Here is a 479-nt window from a genome sequence, read left to right as displayed (position 1 = left end):
GTCCCCGACCGGGACGTCGCCTTCCAGCGGGCCCTGGGCCACATGACCGTACGGGTCCGGGAGTTCGCCTGCCTGCCGGACGACCCGGCGGCGCATCTGCCCGGCGCCCGGGTGGTCCCGGACGAGGCGGCGCTGCGGGCCGAGGTCCTGGCCGCCCTGACCGAGCACCTGGAACCGGTACTGGAGGGGTTCGGGCCGCGTATGCGCCGGGGGAAGCGGGCGCTGTGGGGGATGGCGACCGACGAGATCGTCGAGGGCCTCTGGTACATCGCCCATCTGCTCGGCGAGGAGCGCCGCGCGATGGCCGAGCTGGAGCTGCTGCTCCCCGGCACCACCAAGCCGTACGTCGGCTCCGCGGGCTTCCGTGAGCTGACCGGGCCCGAGGGGCAGTCGCTGCCGACCCGGGACCGGGCGAGCTGCTGCCTCTTCTACACCCTGCGCCCCGAGGACACCTGTGTGACCTGCCCGCGCACCTGCGA

General features: G+C 74.3%; 1 protein-coding gene. It reads left to right on the top strand.

The window, feature by feature from the left end:
- Nucleotides 1-479, top strand: a 479-nt coding sequence (locus RNC47_RS36430) for a (2Fe-2S)-binding protein (protein ID WP_311605156.1), incomplete at both ends; no start/stop codon positions are given.

Source organism: Streptomyces millisiae, from assembly GCF_031845425.1.
Lineage (GTDB): Bacteria > Actinomycetota > Actinomycetes > Streptomycetales > Streptomycetaceae > Streptomyces > Streptomyces millisiae.
The sequence above is the reverse complement of the archived record's forward strand: the minus strand, read 5'-3'. Positions and strand labels throughout refer to the sequence as shown.